Origin of the sequence: Salinibaculum sp. SYNS191 (assembly GCF_037338445.1) — an archaeon.
GTDB classification, from domain to species: domain Archaea; phylum Halobacteriota; class Halobacteria; order Halobacteriales; family Haloarculaceae; genus Salinibaculum; species Salinibaculum marinum.
The window spans coordinates 2520306-2537338 of record NZ_CP147838.1; the positions used below are offsets into that span (position 1 = coordinate 2520306).

The following is a 17033-nucleotide window of genomic DNA, read 5'->3' on the forward strand; positions in this document are numbered from 1 at the left end:
CGGTGTTGGAGCATTCGACAGACATGGAAATCACTGGCATCAACTCCTACCACATCGACTACGAGATGGCGGCCCCGTTCGAGCCGTCCTGGTATCCGGGGTTCGAACAGCACGTCCACAAGGTACAGCTCTACGAGGTGGAGACGGACGCGGGCATCAGCGGCATCACGTCCGTCACCGGGGACGCCTCCCGCGTGGACTCGCTCGACCTCGCGCGGGAGTACCTCGTCGGCACGGACCCACGGAACATCGAGAAGCGGCTGGACGACCTCGCCTCGCTGAACTCCTACGGCCCCCGCCCCTGGCACTTCGAAATCGCCTTCTGGGACATCAAGGGCAAGGAGGTCGGCAAGCCCGTCTACGAACTGCTCGGCGGTGACGACGAGCCGATTCCGGCCTACGCGTCCAGCGGCGAACTCCGGCCAGCGGACGAGCGACTGGCGTGGGTCGACGAGCGCGTCGATGAGGGGTTCGAGGCGGTCAAACTCCGCTTTCACTCCGACGACATGGCCGACGACCTCGCCGTCGCGCGCGCGGTCAGAGACGCGTACCCCGACCTGACGATCATGGTCGACCTGAACATGGGCTGGAGCGTCTCCCACCCCGGCGGCGGCACGTGGACGTTCGACGACGCGCTGTCGGTCGCGCGGGAACTGGAGGACATCGGCAACGTCGGCTGGCTGGAGGAGCCGTTCGACCAGCTGAACTACGACGCCCTCGCCCGGCTTCGGGAAGCGACAGACGTGCCCATCGCGGGCGGGGAGTTCAACAACGGCGTCCACCACTTCCGCGAGTTCGTCGACCGCGAGGCGCTGGACGTACTCCAGCCGGACGTGATGCTCAGCGCCGGCATCTCGAAGACCAAACTCATCGCCGGTCTGGCCGATGTGCACGGGCTGCAGTTCGCCCCGCACACCTGGAACGACGGCATCGGCTTCGCCGCGAACGTCCAGGTGCTCGCCTGCACGAACCCGAGCTGGTGCGAGTACCCCATCGAGCCGCCGGGGTGGTCCATCGAGACGCGGGACTTCCTGCTGGAGGAGCCGCTTCTCGCAGAAGACGGCGCGGTGTCACCGCCCGATGGCCCGGGACTGGGCATCGAACTGGACTGGGACCTCGTCCACGAACTCGCCGGGAACTGACGCGTCCTCCGGGGGCGGTTCCGCTCGACAGCGAGCGTCAGAACGAGGTGACGACTTCCATACCGAGCGTGTCGTAGTCGTCCATCGACGCCAGCCGGTCGGAGACGTCCCCGAGGCCGACTTCGCTGGTGACGAGGTCCGCCGGCGTGAGTTTGCCGCCGGCAATCATCCGGAACAGTTCGGGGTAGCGACTCGGCGGCATCCCCTTGACGCCGACGAACTCCAGTTCCGCGCCGACCATCTCGTCGACCGGGAGCGCGATTTCGCCGGCCTCGTCGTCGGTCGTCATCCCGACCTGGACGTGCTGGCCCTTGGCTGCGAGGCAGTCGATGGAGTTGCGGCAGGTTTCGGCGATGCCGAGCGCGTCGACGGAGACGTCCGCGCCGCCGTCGGTGACGTCGGCCACGGCCTTCGGGACGTCCGTCTCCCCGGCTACGACCGTCTCGGTGGCCCCGACCTGTTCGGCGAGAGCGAGCGCGTCCTCGTCCAGGTCGACGGCGACGACGTTCGCGCCGAGGGCGGCCCCGATGTTGACCGCCGAGAGGCCGATGCCGCCACAGCCGTGGACGGCCAGCCAGTCGCCCGCGTGGACGTCGGCCTTGTGCGCGAGGCCGTGAAACGCCGTCGCGAAGCGACAGCCGAGGCCGGCCATCTCCACGGCGGTCATGCCGTCGGGCAGGTGGACGGCGTTGAAGTCGGCCCTGGGGATGGCGAACTCGGAGGCGAAGGCCCCGGGGAGTTCGTCGGTGAACCCGAGGCTGAGCCCGTCGGAACAGAGGTGGGAGTCGCCGGACCAGCAGTTGTGACAGCCGCCACAGGCGACGTTGAACGGGATGCCTACCTCGTCGCCGACGGCGAAGTTCTCCACCTCGTCGCCGACTGCCGTGACGGTGCCCGCGGGTTCGTGGCCGAGGATGTGACCGTCGGTCGGGACCGACGGCCAGTGACCTTTCCAGGCGTGCCAGTCGCTGCGGCAGATGCCGCAGGCGTCGGTCTCGACGACGATGCCGTCGGTCCCGGGCGCTACGCCGTCGACCTCTGTCACCGCGAGCGGTTCGTCGTACTCCGTGAGGACTGCTGCGCGTCGCATGTCTCCACGGAACGCGCGGTCGGGTTTTAAACTTTCCCGGGACATCTGTGTGCCGGCAATTCTTTCGCCGCGCTCACTCCTACCCACGAGGGAACTATCCGACCTCAGCGGGCCGCGATTGCCCCGTTTCAGCGGGCCTGTCGGCGAATCTTCACGTCGCTCGCTGACTGTCCTGATTTTGTATGATATTTAATAACATGGCTATATCCACCAAAGATTTTATTACATACGATTCCATGGTTGGTTATCGTATGCCACCGGTAGACACTGACACGACGGTAACGACAGACAGGCGGTCGATTCTCCGACTCGGTGCCACGCTGGGGACGCTCGGAATCACTGGACTGGCCGGCTGTTCGAGCGGGGACGGCGGCGACGGCTCCGATGGGGGGGACACCATCCAGTCCGACGACGACTCGACGGGGACCGCGGAGTCGCTCCCGCAGGGCGGGACGTTCACCATCGGTGCCCAGCAGGGGGTCCAGACGATGTCGCCGTTCCGTGGGTTCCTCGCCGACTACCTCATCGCCGAGTCGATGTACGACCGGCTGACCCGCGTCGACCAGAACTTCGAGGTCCACCCGAACCTGGCGAAGGACTGGGAGACGAACGACGACTACACCGTCTGGACGTTCACGCTCGTCGAGAACGCGACGTACTCGAACATGGACGGCGAGACGGTCACCGCGGAGGACGTCAAGGCGACCTACGACTTCCTCACCTCCGAGGAGTTCTCCGGCTCCGCGTCCAGTCTCAGCGGCGTCGACTCCGTCGAGGTCGTCGACGAGACGACCGTCGAGATAACGCTTTCCGAACCCGACCTGAACTTCACGAAGCGCATCTCCGAGACCGGTGGTGCCTTCTTCATCGTCCCGAAGTCGGTGCTGGACGACGACCCCGAGCAGCTCCAGGACACCGACTACGGGAGCGGTCCGCTGAAACTGACCGAGTGGAACCAGAAGAACAACATCGCCTTCGAGGCGGCGTCCGACTACCACATCGACGGCGTCAACGGCGACCCGCTGCCGTACTTCGACAAACTGGAGTGGGAGATTCTCTCCGACAACATCCAGCGCGCCAACTCGCTGTCGGACGGCAGTATCGACGCCGTCAGCCGCATCTCGCCGAACGTCGCCGGTCGCGTCCAGGAGGACTCACAGCTCGTCAAGCAGACGTCGGGGCTGCAGTACCCCATCGTGCTCAACACGACGGTTGAGCCGCTGGACAACGCGAAGGTCCGCAAGGCAATCAAGTACGCACTCGACCGCGAGCAGATTCTCGAAGCCGTCTCACCCGAGGGCGTGCTCGGCCACCACTCGGGCGTCACGCCGGTGCACACCTACTACGACGAGGACTTCGACGTCGGCGACACCTTCGGCACGACGGCCAACACTGAGAAGGCCCAGCAGTTGCTGGAGGAGGCCGGCTACGGCGACGGCCTCGAGATGCAGACCTTCCACTACGACGACGGCGTCCCCGCCAAGGAGGTCATCGCCCAGCTGTTCCAGCAGCAGATGAAGCAGGTCGGCATCGAGTTCGAAATCAACCGGCTCACCGAGGAGACGTGGCTCTCGGAGTACTGGAACACCGACGGCGTCTGGTACATCACGAACTACTCGACGCGCGTGCTGGGCAGTACTGTCCCCCGCCTGGCGCTGCGCTCGGAGGGGCCGTGGAACGAGGCCAACTGGAGCAACGACGCGTACGACGAGGCCTTCCAGCGGGCCCAGTCCGCGACCGACGAGGCGACGAAGGCCGAGGCGATGAAGGAGTGCCAGAAAATCAACCACCGCGAGGGTGCCTGGGTCGGCACCTTCCATCCGAAGATCTACGGCGGGTACAAGAACTACGTCAAGAACTACGACCTCTACCCGACCTACATCAAGGACTTCATCAGCCGGTGCGCAGTTGATAAGTAACTGCTCTGTGAGGGAACGGATATGAATTACCTGTATCTGTTGAAGCGGACGGCAATCGCGCTTCTGTCGATACTCATCGTCGCGTCGGTCGTCTTCGGGGTGACGACCCTCCTCCCCGGGAGCGCCGCGAACATCGTCCTGGGGACGGAAGCGACGGAGGAGGCGATTCAGCAGGTCAATCAGGACCTCGGACTGAATCGGCCGCTGCCGGTGCAGTACGTCGACTTCGTCGGTGGCGTGTTCACCGGTGACTTCGGCGAGAGCCTCATCTCCGGCCAGTCGGTGTCGGCGATGGTCTGGCCGCGACTGCTGCGCACGCTACAGTTGGCGGCTGTCGCCATGCTCATCTCCGCCATCACGGCCATCCCGCTGGGGATACTCGCCGCCGCCAAGCGGAACACGTTCGTCGACCACATCGTGACCAGCGGGTCCTACGTCGGGTTGAGCATCCCGTCTTTCGTCAGTGCGACGCTGCTGTTGATGTTTCTCACGACGCCGCCACTGGAACTGTTCCCGAAGGGCGGGTACGTGCCGCTCAGTCAGGGGGTGGTACCGTGGCTCCACCACCTCCTCCTGCCGGCCATCGCGATGAACACCATCATCCTCGCGTACGTGTTGCGCCAGACCCGGTCGTCGATGGTCGAGACGCTGGAGTCCGACTACATCCGGACGGCGCGGCTGAAGGGCGTCGCCGAGCGCAACGTCCTGTTCAAGCACGGCCTGCGGAACGGACTCCTCCCGACCGTGACGGTGCTCGCGCTGAACTTCGGGTGGATGATGGGTAGCGTCGTCATCATCGAACAGATATTCGCGTTCCCCGGGATGGGGGAACTCATCGTCCAGGCGATAGAGAACCGCAATCTGCCGGTCATCCAGGCGGGGATTCTCGTCCCGACCATCGCGTTCATCCTCGCGAACTTCGCGGCGGACGTGGTGTACACGCTCCTGGACCCGCGCATCAGCCTGGGGGAGCAATAGATGGCGACTGACAATCCAACGCAGGACGACTCGGCGGGGCTGACACTCCCGCCGATTGTCGGGAAACTGCTCGGCAACCGTCGTATCCTCATCGGACTCGCCTTCCTGGTGCCCATCGTCCTCGTCGCGATTCTCGGCGAGTCCGTCGCGCCCTACGACCCGACGGCGACCCACGTCGCCGACCGCTTCGCCGGCCCCGGCGGCAAGTTCCTGCTGGGAACGGACCACCTGGGACGGGACCTGCTCTCGCGGGTCATCCTCGGCGGCCGGACGAGCCTGTTGCTCGGCTTCGGCGCGACTGCGCTCGCGCTCGTCCTGGGCGTCCCCATCGGCCTGATGGCCGGCTACGCGAAGGGTCGCGTCGACGAGGTCCTGATGCGCGTCATGGACATCATCATGAGCGTGCCGACGCTGTTGCTCGGCCTGCTCATCCTCGTCGTCCTCCCCTCGAACATCCTCAACGTCGTCATGGCCATCGGCGTCGTCTACGCGCCCCGCATCGCGCGGGTGACGCGCTCGGCGACCCTGTCGGTCAGCGAGGAGGAGTACGTGATGGCCGCCAAGGCCCGCGGGGAGTCGAACACCTACATCTTGTTCCGGGAGATACTCCCGAACGTGACCGGCCCCATCGTCGTCGAGGGCTCGGTTCGCGTCGGCTACGCGATCATGATCGGTACCTCGCTGTCGTTCCTCGGCCTCGGTGCCGGGCCGCCGAACCCCGACTGGGGATTCATGATTTCGACGGCACGGGACTACATCTACCAGACGCCGTGGTTCCTCATCTGGCCCAGCGTCGCGCTGCTGATTACGGTCATGGCGACGAACCTCATCGGCGACGGCCTGCGGGACGTCCTCGACCCGCGCGAAACGGGTGATCATCAATGAGTACGCAGCAACCGACCCGGCGCAGCGAGCAGGAAACACTCCTCAGTGTCGACTCCCTCGACGTCAAGTTCGAGGTTCCGGACGGCACGATTCACGCGCTCCGCGACGTCTCGCTGGCGGTCCGGAAGGGCGAGACGGTCGGCCTGGCCGGCGAGAGCGGGAGCGGCAAGAGCACGCTCGCGCTGGCCATCGTCCAGTATCTCGACGCCAACGGCTGGGTCGACGACGGCTCAATCACCTTCGAGGGTGAGGACCTGCTGTCGGCGTCGAAGAGCGACCTGCGCTCGATTCGGGGCAACCGTATCGCCCACGTCGCACAGAACCCCGCCCGGTCGCTCAACCCCAGCATGACCATCGGTGCGCAGGTGCGCGAGACCATCGAACTCCACCAGGAGACGGGGAGTAGCGAGGAGACCGACGAGCGCGTCTACGAGGTGCTCGACCAGGTGAACCTCCCCGACCCGGCGGGCATCGCGGAGCGGTACCCCCACGAACTCTCCGGCGGGCAACAGCAGCGCGCGCTGCTGGCCATCGGCCTCTCTTGTAACCCCGACCTGCTCATCCTCGACGAGCCCACGACTGGCCTCGACGTGACGACGCAGGCGAAGTTCCTCGACCTCGTCGAGGACCTCAAGACCGAGTACGACGCCGGCATCCTGCTCATCACGCACAACCTGGGCGTCATCTCCGAAATCGCCGACCGGGTGAACATCCTCTACGCCGGCGAGATGCTGGAGAAGGGGCCCGTCGACGACGTGTTCACCGCGCCGGCGAACCCCTACACGCAGGCGCTGCTGGCGACCACGCCGGAGATCGCCGAGGACAAGGAGGTCAAACCCATCCCGGGACGGATTCCCGAACTCGACGACATCCCGGACGGCTGTATCTTCGCCGACCGCTGCGAGTTCGCCACCGACGAGTGTACCTCGGGGGACATCGAGACGGAGACGGTCGACGCCGAGCGCGACCACGAGTCGCGGTGTCTCCACTGGCAGGACGTGCTGGACAACCCCATCGACGTCCCGGAGAAAGGAGCCTCCCAGCGGACGACCGGCGAGCCGATACTCACCATCGACGACCTGAGCAAGTACTACGACGAGGGCGGGTTCGTCCAGAACCTCCTCGGCGACCACGACCCGGTCAAGGCCGTCGACGACGTCTCGCTGGACATCCACGAGTCGGAGGCCGTGGGCCTGGTCGGCGAGAGCGGGTGCGGCAAGAGCACGCTCGGGCGGACGCTGCTGAAACTCCACGAGGTCACCAGCGGTCGCATCGAGTACGACGGCGCGGACATCGACTCGCTGTCCAAGCAGGAACTCAACGAGTTCCGCTCGGAGTGTCAGATAATCTTCCAGGACCCCGAGGCGAGCCTGAACCCCAACCGCACGGTGCGGGAGGTGCTCCAGCGGCCGCTGAAACTGTTCACCGTCATGAACGCCGACGAGCGCCGCGAGCGGACCGAGGAGCTGTTGAACCAGGTGAACCTCGGCAGCGACATCATCGACAAGAAGCCCCACGAACTCTCCGGCGGCCAGCAACAGCGCGTGGCCATCGCCCGTGCGTTCGCCGCCGACCCGTCGCTCATCGTGCTGGACGAGCCGGTGTCGTCGCTGGACGTGAGCGTCCAGGCGAGCATCCTCAACCTGCTCGAAGACCTCTGCGAGGAGTACGGCACCTCCTACCTGCTCATCAGCCACGACCTGAGCGTCATCGAGGCCATCTGCGACCGCGTCGCGGTGATGTACCTCGGCGAAATCATCGAGACCGGCTCGACCGAGCAGATATTCGAGCCGCCCTATCACCCCTACACGCGGGCGCTGCTGTCCAGCATTCCGACGCTGGACCCCCACGAGGAGCAGACCCGAATCCGCCTCGAAGGCGACGTGCCCAACGCGCGGAACCCGCCGAGTGGTTGCTCGTTCAACACGCGCTGTCCGCAGAAAATCGGCGAGGTCTGCGAGACCGACGACCCGTCCCTGGCGGACCGCGGGGGCGGCCACTGCATCAGTTGCCACCTCGACGACGACGAGATGAACGACCCGCTCGACACCGAACTCGACGCGTCGTAAGCTCCTCCATCCCACCGTCGACGGACGGCACGGGACTCGCACCCCGGCGTGAGCCGACGGTGCGGAAACAATTATTGAAATTATGTGGGGGATATGTAGATTTTCGAAACGCATCGGCCCAAACTGCTGGACATTCCCAAAAACTTAAGCGGGTCCGACCGCGTACTCGCACTACGAGTGATACCCGACACACTGAGCGAGAACGACGAGGTACAGAATTACGTCGACGGCGCGTGGCACACCCCGTCCAGCACTGACGGGCAGGCGGTGACGGACCCGGGGACCGGCGAGGAACTCGCCTATCTGCCGTTCAGCGACGAGGACGACCTCGACGCGGCAGTCGCGGCGGGCAACGCCGCCTTCGAGGACTGGCGACAGACCGCCGTCGAGAAGCGCATCCAGCCGCTGTTCCGGCTGAAGCAGTTGCTCGACGAGCACATCGACGAACTGGCAGCACTGCTGGTCCGCGAACACGGCAAGACGCGCGACGAGGCACGCGGCGAGATTCGCCGCGGCATCCAGAACGTCGAGGTGGCCTGTGGCATCCCGAAGATGATGCAGGCGGGGACCCTCTCCCACGCCGCGCCGGATATCGACGAGAGCGCCGTCCGCGAACCGCTCGGGACGTTCGTCGCCATCACCCCGTTCAACTTCCCGGCGATGATCTCGCTGTGGTTCCTCCCGCACGCTGTCGCCACCGGCAACAGCTTCATCCTGAAGCCCAGCGAGCAGGACCCGCTGGTCACCCAGCGCATCTTCGAACTGGTCGACCGGGCCGGCTTCCCGGACGGCGTCGTCCAGCTCGTCCACGGCGGGCCGGACACCGTCAACAACATCCTCGAACACGACGGCATCGAGGGTGTTTCCTTCGTGGGCAGCACACCTATCGCCCGCCACATCTACGAGACGGCGGCGGCAAACGGCAAGCGCGTCCAGGCCCAGGGCGGCGCGAAGAACCACATCATCGTCACCGAGAGCGCGGACATCGAGTACGCCGCCGAGAAGACCGTCTCCTCGGCGTGTGCCTGCGCGGGCGAGCGCTGTCTCTCCAACGACGTGGTTGTCGTCGAGGAGGCCGTCTACGACGAGTTCGCCGACGCGCTGGCCGAGAAGACCCGCGAACAGGTCGTCGGCTACGGCCTCGACGACGGGGTCGACATCGGCGCAATCATCAGCGAGGACCACCTCGACACGCTTCACGGCTACGTCGAGTCCGGCGTCGAGGAGGGCGCGGAACTGCTCGTCGACGGCCGCGAGGTCACCGTCGACGACTACGACGGCACCTTCATCGGCCCGACGCTCTTCGGCGAGGTGAGCCCGGAGATGACCATCGCCCGCGAGGAGCACTTCGGTCCCATCATGGGGCTCGTCAGTGTCGCGGACTTCGACGAGGCCGTGGACGTCGTCAACCAGAGCGAGTTCGGCAACGCGGCCAGCCTCTTTACCGACAGCGGCCACAAGGCCGACCGGTTCAAACACGAGGTCGAGGCCGGCAACCTCGGCGTGAATCTCGGCACTGCAGCACCCATGGCCTTCTTCTCCTTCGGCGGGCGCAAAGACTCCTTCTTCGGGGACCTCCACGCCCAGGGCCAGGACATGATCAACTTCTACACCGACAAGACCAGTTACATCGAGCGCTGGCCGAACCAGGAGTGAGTCGCCGCCGTCGTCCCCCCGCGGGACGACACACACCAGTATTCAGGACGCGTCGAGTTCCTCGATGAGGTCCCAGTCCAGTTCGACGCCCAGGCCGGGGCCGTCGGGCGGTGACACCGCCCCGTTCTCGGCCAGAATCGGCTCCTCCAGCAGGAAGTCCCGCGCCTCGGGCGTCCAGCCCGGGGGGTCGAGCGGGTACTCGCACCAGCGCGCGCCCGTCGCGGCGAGCAGGTGGAGGTTCGCGGCGAAGCCGAGCCCGTCGTTCCAGGTGTGCGGGGCGAATTCGAGCCCGTGCGTGTCGGCCATCGCGGCGACCTTCGTGCCGCCCTTGATGCCCGTCGCGAGCACGGCGTCTGGCTGGAGCACGTCGAGCGAGCCCTGCTTGATGAACTCCCGGAAGTGGTGGATGCCGTTGTTGAACTCCCCGCCCGCGATGGGCACGTCCGTCGCCTCGCGCAGGCGCGCCAGCCCCTCGTAGTTCCGGCGGTCCAGCGGTTCCTCCAGCCAGCCGACGTTGCCGATGTCCTCCAGTTCCCGCGCGACCGACAGTGCGTCGTCGAACGACCACTTTTCGACGTCGACCATCGGGACGCTCCAGCCCATGTTCGCGTCCATCATCAGCGTCAGGTCGGGGTAGGCCTCGCGGATGCGCCGCGCCACGTCGAGGTCCGGGGACGGGTCGTCGCCGTGACAGCGGAGCTTCACCGCCTCGAACCCCTCGTCGACGCGCTCGTCGACGTACGCCAGCCGCTCCTCCGGCCCCTGTCGCTCCCCGGTCGAGGCGTAGGCCGGAATCGGGTCGGCGCTCCCGCCGAGCAGTTCGTAGATGGGCTTGCCGGCGTCCTTGCCGACGATGTCCCACAGCGCGACCTCGAAGTGCCAGGGGCGGGGCCCCCAGAGGTTGAGCGGGTCCAGTTTCTCCACCAGCGACTCGACCTCGCGGGGGTCCTCGCTGACGAGGAACATCTCTGCCAGTTCCAGGTAGTCCATCCGCCCGGCGAAGCCGGAGGCCGTCGCGACGCCGGAGATGCCGGCGTCCGTTTCGAGTTCGAACAGCAGCACCTCGTGTTCGGTCTGCTCGAAACCTGGCTTCCAGGCCGGCCGGAAACTGTCGTCCATCCCGTAGCGAAGGTGGTACTGATTGACGCTCGTTATCTCCATTGTCACCAGTCTGGACGGCCCGGTGTGATAAACGTTCACCGACACATGTTCACTCCGGGACGACCGGCTATACCGGGGTATTAATGCCGGGACATGTTCAGCGAAACCAGAATACGGCGAGAGGGCGCAACGGTACCCATGGCGACCCAGACAGACCTCAGTACGTACGACCTCCTCGTCGACGGTGACCTCGTCCCGTCGGAGGCGGAGGAGCGCTTCGAGACAGTCAACCCGGCCACCGAGGAGCCCTTCGCGGCCGTCGCACGGGCGCGCGCCGCGGACGTCGACCGGGCCGTCGGCGCCGCTCGCGAGGCCTTCCCGGAGTGGCGCTCGACGCCACCCCAGGAGCGCGGCCGCCTCCTGAACGACCTCGCGGCGGAAATCCGCGCCCACGAGGAGAGCCTCGCGCTGCTCGAAACTCGCGACAACGGCAAACCCCTCTCCCACGCCCGCGCGGACGTCGAGACCTGCGCCCGATACTTCGAGTACTACGCGGGCGTCGCCGACAAGGTCCACGGCGACTCCATCCCGCTCACCGACGAGTACGTCGACTACACGGTGCGGGAACCGCTCGGCGTCACCGGCCAGATAATCCCGTGGAACCTCCCGACGAACATCTTCGGGCGCAGCGTCGCCCCGGCGCTGGCGACGGGGAACACGGCCGTCGTCAAGCCCGCCGAGCAGACGCCGCTGACCGCCGTCGAAATCGGTCGGCTCGCGACCGAGGTCGGCATCCCCGACGGCGTCCTCAACGTCCTCCCCGGGTTCGGCGCGGAGGCCGGCGCACCCCTGTCGGAACAGTCCGAGGTCGACGGCGTGAGCTTCACCGGCTCCGTCCCCACGGGTATCGAGGTCGGCAAGTCGGCCATCGAGAACGTGACCAACGTCCACCTCGAACTCGGCGGGAAGAGCCCGAACGTCGTCTGGCCCGACGCCGACATCGACTCCGCTGTCGACAGCACGATGACCGGCATCTTCGCCAACGCCGGCCAGGTCTGCTCCGCAGGGTCGCGGCTCATCATCCACGAGGACGTCAAGGCGGAGTTCCTCGACGAACTCACGCGCCGCATCGAGGCGATGGACATCGACAGCGGCGAGGTCGACCCCGACATGGGCCCGCTCGTCTCGGCGGAGCACTTCGAGAAGGTGACGAACTACCTCGACGTCGGCCGGACGGAGGTCGGCGAACCGCTCGTCGGCGGCGACGCGCTCGACCGCGACGGCTACTTCGTCGAGCCGACGGTCTTCGACGGCGTCGACAACGACATGCGCATCGCCCAGGAGGAGATATTCGGGCCGGTGCTGTCGGTCATCGAGTTCAGCACCGAGGCCGAGGCGATGGAGATTGCCAACGACGTGGACTACGGGCTGGTCGCCGGCATCCACACGCAGAACATGGGCCGTGCCCACCGCTTCGCCCGCGACGTGCGCGCCGGCCAGGTCTACATCAACGAGTGGTTCGCCGGCGGCGAGGAGACGCCCTTCGGCGGCTTCAAGGAGAGCGGGTTCGGCCGCGAGAAGGGCCTCGCCGCCGTCGACGCCTACACCCAGGTCAAGAACGTCTGCGCCGACATCACGCCGAACTGACTGCAGGCAGTTCCGACCGCTGTTCTCTTGGCGGTCCCGCGTCCTCCCGACGGTTTGGGCCGAGACCGCCTCGGGTGTCGCCCGGTGACGTGCGTGCGACTCTCTCGCTAGCATAAAAAGGAGGCACTATGTTCGCCTCAAAGGGTATGGGAGACGGTCGAATACTCCAGGACAGATGAGCGTCGAAGTTGCCAAGCGGTACTTTGAGCTAATGGACAGCGCGGACGCAGGAACCGAAGACGTCCTAGAACTGTACGGGGACGACCCGGTCGTCCACTCCTCGCGGGCCGGCGTGGTGCGCGGCATCGAGGACATCCGGCAGTTCTACGAGGACAACTCGGAGTTCTTCACTGGCGGCGAACACCACATGACGAACTTCCATCAGGACGGCAACGTCGTCGTCTGCGAGGGCTACCTCGACGGCGAGACGGCGGTCGGCCGCGAGGCCGACGGCGTCCCGCTCTGTGACGTGATGGAGTTCAACGAGGACGACGAAATTGTCGCGTTCCGGGCATATCTCGACTACCGCGGCTACGTCGACGAGGTGCCCGAGGAGGTTCCGAACGTCCGCGCGGAGGCAGAATGAGCAGTGAGTCCCGGATGGCGGACGAGGAGGCCGAAACCGGCGAGCTAGTCTACCTCAACGGGCCCCGTGACCTCGAATTCCGTGAGTACGAGGTGCCGGACCCGGAACCGGACGCCGTCGTCACCGAGGTCGTCAGGTCGAACGTCTGTGGCTCGGAACTGCACGTCTGGAAGGGCGACCATCCGCTCCAGGACTGCGTGCTCGGCCACGAGGCGCTGTGTCGCGTCAGCGACCTCGGCGAGAAGGTCGAGACCGACAGCGCCGGGAATCCCGTCGAGGAGGGTGACCTCGTCGCCCCGGTCTACTTCCAGACCTGCCAGGCCTGCGAGTTCTGCCGGCGCGGCGAGTTCTACGCCTGCGACAACGACTACGAGCACACGGGGAAATCCCCGGACATCTGGCCGCACTTCCACGCGCCCTGGGCCACGCACTACTACATCTACCCGGACAACCACTTCTACAAGATTCCCGCGGAACTGGAGGACAACCTGAACGTCGCCGCGGCGGCCAACTGCGCGCTGTCGCAGGTCCTCTTTGGCATCGAGGAGGTCGGCATCGAGTACAACGACACGGTCGTCGTCCAGGGCGCGGGCGGCCTCGGGCTGAACGCGACCGTCGTCGCGAACGAGTACGGCGCGGAGACCATCGTCATCGACGGCGTTGACAAGCGCCTCGAACAGGCCGAGGCCTTCGGTGCCGACCACGTCATCGACTTCCGCGAACTCGACACGGTGGCGGCCCGCAAAGCGCGCGTCGACGAGATTACCGACGGCGTCGGGGCCGACGTCGGCATCGAAGTCGCCGGCGTCCCCGAGGCGTTCGTCGAGGGAATCGACCTGCTCCGCAAGGGCGGGCGCTATCTGACGATGGGCAACGTTCGTCCCGGCCACGAAGTCGACTTCGACCCGGGCAAACTCACGCGGAAGTCCATCGACATCACGACGGCCGTCGAGTACGACCCCTGGGTCCTCTACGACGCGCTCCAGTTCCTGGCGAACACTATCGACGAGTACCCCTACGAGCGCCTCATCGACGCGGAGTACGACCTCGAAGACATCGAGGAGGCGCTGGAAGCCTCGGAGAACCGCGACCTGACGCGTGCGACGCTGATTCCCTCCCGGTAGCGCCGCGTCCGCGCCCGATGATTAATTTAGCTCGCCTGTCTGTGGGCACACACTGATGCTGACTGCAAAACTGAGCGTCCGATACGAGGGGGACTGGACCAGCAACCTCGTCAGCTACGACGTCTCCGGTGAGTTCCTCGCCTCGACGTTCCGCGACCGGCGGTACTTCGGCCTCGTCGCCCTGGAGGTGGCCGAGAGCGACTACGACGACGTCATCGAGACGATACGGGAACACGAGTCGACGATGTCGGTCGACGTCATCGAGAAGTACGCCGTCGGGGGCGTCGACCGGCTCTCGGCGACGCTGCTCATCCGGAGTCAGCACTTCGAGTACACCCCGCTGCAGGTCCTCCTCCACGAGGGCTTCATCCCGCTCGGTGGCTTCGGCGAGCTACGTAACGGAACTGAAAGCTTCGACTTACTATTGACGAACAGAGAAGACCTCTCGGAGGCGGTCGAGTTGCTGGAGCGCTTCGGTCCCGTCAAGATAGAGTACGTCTCGTCGGACTTCCAGCGGCGCACGACGCCCAGCGTCACCGAGTGGAGCGAACTGTTCGAGTCGGTGACGCCACGTCGCCGTCGCGTCCTCAACAAGGCGCTCGAAGCGGGGTACTTCGACATTCCGCGGGGATGCACCCTCCAGGAAATCGCCGACGACCTCGGTATCGCCAAGACGACGGCGTCCCAGCACCTCCGCAAGGCTGAGAAGCGCATCATGCAGTTTTTCATCCAGTACGTGAACATCTCCGCGGCGAACGGCGAGTAGAAATATAGCATAGATTTTCATACTGTAATTCTGTTACTAATACTCTCGCGACCGCTCTGTCGCTCTCCGCAGACCCGGCTCAGATTGTCCGTCGTCTCGACTGTGTGACCGGCCGGTGACGTCGGCCGACACCTGGATTTCGCTCGAAGGTACTAAGACTGTGACAGACAGTGACGTGAATATGCTCGATTACGTCTCGCTGGAGGGCGACCTGGACGCGGAGGAGCGGCTGATTCGCGATACCGCACGGGAGTTCGTCGCCGAGGAAGTCGGGGACGTGGGGGAGCACTGGCTCGACGGGACGTTCCCGACCGGTGTCATCGAGGAGATGGGCGAACTGGGCTTTTTCGCGCCGAATCTGGACGGGTACGGTCTGCCGAACGTCAGCGAGACGGCCTACGGGCTGCTGATGCAGGAACTGGAGGCCTGCGACTCCGGCCTGCGCTCGATGGCCAGCGTCCAGGGCGCGCTCGTGATGTACCCCATCCACGCCTACGGCAGCGACGAGCAGAAAGACGAGTGGTTGCCGCGGCTCGGCACCGGCGACGCGGTGGGCTGTTTCGGCCTCACCGAACCCGAACACGGCTCGAACCCGTCGGCGATGGAGACCTACGCCGAACGGGACGCCGACGGCTACCGCCTCACCGGCTCGAAGACGTGGATTACGAACGCGCCCATCGCGGACGTGGCGCTCGTCTGGGCGCGGGACCGCTCGGCCGAGGGCGACCCGGTGCGGGGCTTTCTGGTCGAGACCGACCGCGACGGCGTCAGCACCGGCGAAATCACCGACAAACTCTCGTTGCGCGTCTCGGTGACCGGCGAGGTGGTCCTCGACGACGCCTTCGTCCCCGAGGCGAACGTCCTGCCGGGCGTCGAGGGGATGCAAGGCCCGCTGTCCTGCCTGACGCAGGCGCGGTACGGTATCGCCTGGGGCGCCGTCGGGGCCGCGCGGGACTGCTTCGAGACGGCCCGGGAGTACGCCACCGACCGCGAGCAGTTCGGCAAGCCCATCGCCGGCTTCCAGCTCCAGCAGGAGAAACTCGCGGAGATGGCGACCCAGATAACGCTCGCGCAACTCCTCGCGCACCGCCTCGCTGACCTCAAGGAGGCGGGTCGTCTCCGCGCGCCGCAGGTGTCGATGGCCAAGCGCAACAACGTCGCCATGGCGCGCGAACAGTCCCGCGTCGCGCGGGAGATGCTCGGCGGCAACGGCATCACGGCCGACTACTCGCCGATGCGACACATGGCGAACATGGAGACGGTCTACACCTACGAGGGGACCCACGACATCCACTCGCTCATCCTCGGCCACGACCTGACTGGCATTCCGGCCTTCGAGTGAGGCCACTCGCCGGCCATGCCGCTCCGACCTGTGGCCGCCACACTCCCGGACTGCGGGCTGATTGTGCCTGATAGCTTCGCAGAACGAAGAGGGTAGACAGTTGGGTTATGATACTGCAACCCTCTGGCCGCATTCCTGCGGCGTGCGTGTCGTCTGAGCACAACGTTATATACATTTCCCCTTCGGTCGACGTCGCGGCCAGTGCGCACCTTGGTTGTCACCGCATCGCAATTTTATATTCGTCGCCGACCAACGTCCGGTATGGAGATTACAGACCTGCTCCGGGAGGACGTGGTGACCGTCTATCTCGACGACAGCGTCCTCGACGTCGCCGCGGTGCTGCGCGAGGAGGGCGTCGGCAGCGCCGTCGTCCTGGACGCCCACGACGAGGTGCTCGGCATCGTCACGGACCGTGACCTCGTCGTCTACGGCCAGGAGTTCGTCGACTCGCTCGAACAGACGACGGTGAACCAGGTGCTCTCGATGACGGTCTTCTCCGTCGCGCCGGACGTGAGCGTGCGCGAACTCACCGAGCGGATGCGCGAGGCGGGCGTCCGCCGCGTGCCGGTCATGGAGAACGGGGACCTGCTCGGCATCGTCACGCTCGACGACATCGTCGTCCACCTGGCCGGGCAACTGGACAGCCGCGAACTGGCGAACCTCGCCGCGGTCATCGAAGGCGAGTCGCCGCCGCGCGAGGACCCTGCCTAGACGCCGTTTCTCACCCG

General features: G+C 65.9%; 14 protein-coding genes. 12 read left to right on the plus strand and 2 right to left on the minus strand.

Going from position 1 to position 17033, the window contains the following annotated elements:
* Positions 1 to 5 precede the first annotated feature (5 nt).
* Entirely contained in the window at positions 6 to 1142 is a 1137-nt protein-coding gene (locus WDJ57_RS13485; protein ID WP_338901334.1) for a mandelate racemase/muconate lactonizing enzyme family protein, read from the plus strand.
* 37 nt (positions 1143 to 1179) lie between these two features.
* Here WDJ57_RS13485 and WDJ57_RS13490 read toward each other — a convergent pair whose 3' ends face one another.
* A complete protein-coding gene (locus tag WDJ57_RS13490; protein ID WP_338901335.1) occupies positions 1180 to 2232 on the minus strand; it encodes an alcohol dehydrogenase catalytic domain-containing protein in 1053 nt (350 codons plus the stop codon).
* A 251-nt stretch (positions 2233 to 2483) separates the two neighbouring features.
* On the opposite strand from WDJ57_RS13490, the gene WDJ57_RS13495 reads away from it, so the two are divergent.
* The 5 genes from WDJ57_RS13495 to WDJ57_RS13515 all read left to right on the plus strand — a co-directional run bounded on the left by WDJ57_RS13495 (position 2484) and on the right by WDJ57_RS13515 (position 9739).
* A complete protein-coding gene (locus tag WDJ57_RS13495) occupies positions 2484 to 4151 on the plus strand; it encodes an ABC transporter substrate-binding protein (RefSeq protein WP_338901336.1) in 1668 nt (555 codons plus the stop codon).
* A 21-nt stretch (positions 4152 to 4172) separates the two neighbouring features.
* Positions 4173 to 5129 (plus strand): ABC transporter permease, encoded by a 957-nt coding sequence (locus WDJ57_RS13500; RefSeq protein ID WP_338901337.1) that lies wholly within the window; start codon positions 4173 to 4175, stop codon positions 5127 to 5129.
* A complete protein-coding gene (locus WDJ57_RS13505) occupies positions 5130 to 6014 on the plus strand; it encodes an ABC transporter permease (protein ID WP_338901338.1) in 885 nt (294 codons plus the stop codon).
* Positions 6011 to 8083, plus strand: a complete 2073-nt coding sequence (locus WDJ57_RS13510) for an ABC transporter ATP-binding protein (RefSeq protein ID WP_338901339.1) — start codon at positions 6011 to 6013, stop codon at positions 8081 to 8083. Before WDJ57_RS13505 ends, WDJ57_RS13510 begins: the two co-directional genes overlap by 4 nt.
* Positions 8084 to 8263: 180 nt before the next feature.
* A complete protein-coding gene (locus WDJ57_RS13515; protein WP_380629846.1) occupies positions 8264 to 9739 on the plus strand; it encodes a CoA-acylating methylmalonate-semialdehyde dehydrogenase in 1476 nt (491 codons plus the stop codon).
* Between the two features lie 42 nt (positions 9740 to 9781).
* Here WDJ57_RS13515 and WDJ57_RS13520 read toward each other — a convergent pair whose 3' ends face one another.
* Entirely contained in the window at positions 9782 to 10900 is a 1119-nt protein-coding gene (locus tag WDJ57_RS13520; protein ID WP_338901341.1) for a mandelate racemase/muconate lactonizing enzyme family protein, read from the minus strand.
* 138 nt (positions 10901 to 11038) lie between these two features.
* Between WDJ57_RS13520 and WDJ57_RS13525 the strand changes: the two genes are divergently transcribed.
* The 6 genes from WDJ57_RS13525 to WDJ57_RS13550 all read left to right on the plus strand — a co-directional run bounded on the left by WDJ57_RS13525 (position 11039) and on the right by WDJ57_RS13550 (position 17016).
* A complete protein-coding gene (locus tag WDJ57_RS13525; protein ID WP_338901342.1) occupies positions 11039 to 12487 on the plus strand; it encodes an aldehyde dehydrogenase family protein in 1449 nt (482 codons plus the stop codon).
* A 175-nt stretch (positions 12488 to 12662) separates the two neighbouring features.
* A complete protein-coding gene (locus tag WDJ57_RS13530; RefSeq protein WP_338901343.1) occupies positions 12663 to 13073 on the plus strand; it encodes a nuclear transport factor 2 family protein in 411 nt (136 codons plus the stop codon).
* The gene (locus WDJ57_RS13535; protein WP_338901344.1) at positions 13070 to 14197 is read left to right on the plus strand and encodes a zinc-binding dehydrogenase; all 1128 of its coding nucleotides are present in this window, start codon (positions 13070 to 13072) and stop codon (positions 14195 to 14197) included. The genes WDJ57_RS13530 and WDJ57_RS13535 overlap by 4 nt, the downstream gene beginning before the upstream one ends.
* A gap of 55 nt (positions 14198 to 14252) precedes the next feature.
* The gene (locus tag WDJ57_RS13540) at positions 14253 to 14963 is read left to right on the plus strand and encodes a helix-turn-helix domain-containing protein (protein WP_338901345.1); all 711 of its coding nucleotides are present in this window, start codon (positions 14253 to 14255) and stop codon (positions 14961 to 14963) included.
* 181 nt (positions 14964 to 15144) lie between these two features.
* Positions 15145 to 16305 (plus strand): acyl-CoA dehydrogenase family protein, encoded by a 1161-nt coding sequence (locus tag WDJ57_RS13545; RefSeq protein ID WP_338901346.1) that lies wholly within the window; start codon positions 15145 to 15147, stop codon positions 16303 to 16305.
* A 261-nt stretch (positions 16306 to 16566) separates the two neighbouring features.
* Positions 16567 to 17016: a cyclic nucleotide-binding/CBS domain-containing protein gene (locus WDJ57_RS13550; RefSeq protein WP_338901347.1), complete on the plus strand. Its 450-nt coding sequence runs from the start codon at positions 16567 to 16569 to the stop codon at positions 17014 to 17016.
* Positions 17017 to 17033 lie beyond the last annotated feature (17 nt).